The 802-nt window shown below is 42.1% G+C and carries 1 protein-coding gene; it reads left to right on the forward strand.

The window, feature by feature from the left end:
* Positions 1–29: 29 nt before the first annotated feature.
* Positions 30–802 (forward strand): DUF6266 family protein (locus R2S10_RS24675; protein WP_316843061.1); only part of this gene is annotated, 773 nt, incomplete at its 3' end.

The following is an 802-nucleotide window of genomic DNA, read 5'->3' on the forward strand; positions in this document are numbered from 1 at the left end:
TCAATACCAAACCATTAACGACTCTCATTATGGCAATAGCATCACACGGCCCACAGGGCCACTACAGCGGAAAAGTAGGAAATCTTGTATTTTACATGCTCAATGGGCAGCCTATAGTACGCTTAATCGGTAGAAAAGGGAAACCGACTATCCTTCAAAAAGCCAATTACCAGAAGATGGAAGTCACCATGAAATTGCTCCGCAACATGGGCAGTTTTATCAAACTAGGATTCGGATTACAAGCAAAAGGAACAGTACACAATGCACATAACCTTGCCACTTCTTACAATAAAAAACAGGCTTTAAAGGGTGAATACCCTAATATCAGCATAGATTACAGCAAAGTATTGCTGAGTCAGGGCAAGATGCCTGCAACCCGGGATTTAAAAATTACGAAGCTGGAAGATGGGCTGGAAATTAGCTGGGATCCTACTCAGACAGATGAATTAGATTTCAACGATAGCGTCATGGTGATGATTTACAGACCGGAACGTGGTGGAGCTCGGGAATACCTGAATATTGCACGCAGAGAAGAAGGAAAATGCTTCATTCCGATGTACGAGGGACTCCTCAAAGAACAGATGGAGCCTTATATTGCATTTATCTCTGCAGATGGAGAACGTGTATCCGACAGTGTTTACCTGGGTAATTTGAATGGTTCGACGGAAACTCATGAAGACAAACACGTTCAGAGGAAATATCAGGACGTAAAAGAACGTTTTGATCAAGTGGAAGGCAGTTATTTAAGCCAGATCAAAAACAATTATGACCAGCGACCGAAAGACAAAGCTTTTAAAGTCCT

Source organism: Pedobacter gandavensis (genome assembly GCF_032678745.1).
GTDB classification, from domain to species: domain Bacteria; phylum Bacteroidota; class Bacteroidia; order Sphingobacteriales; family Sphingobacteriaceae; genus Pedobacter; species Pedobacter gandavensis_C.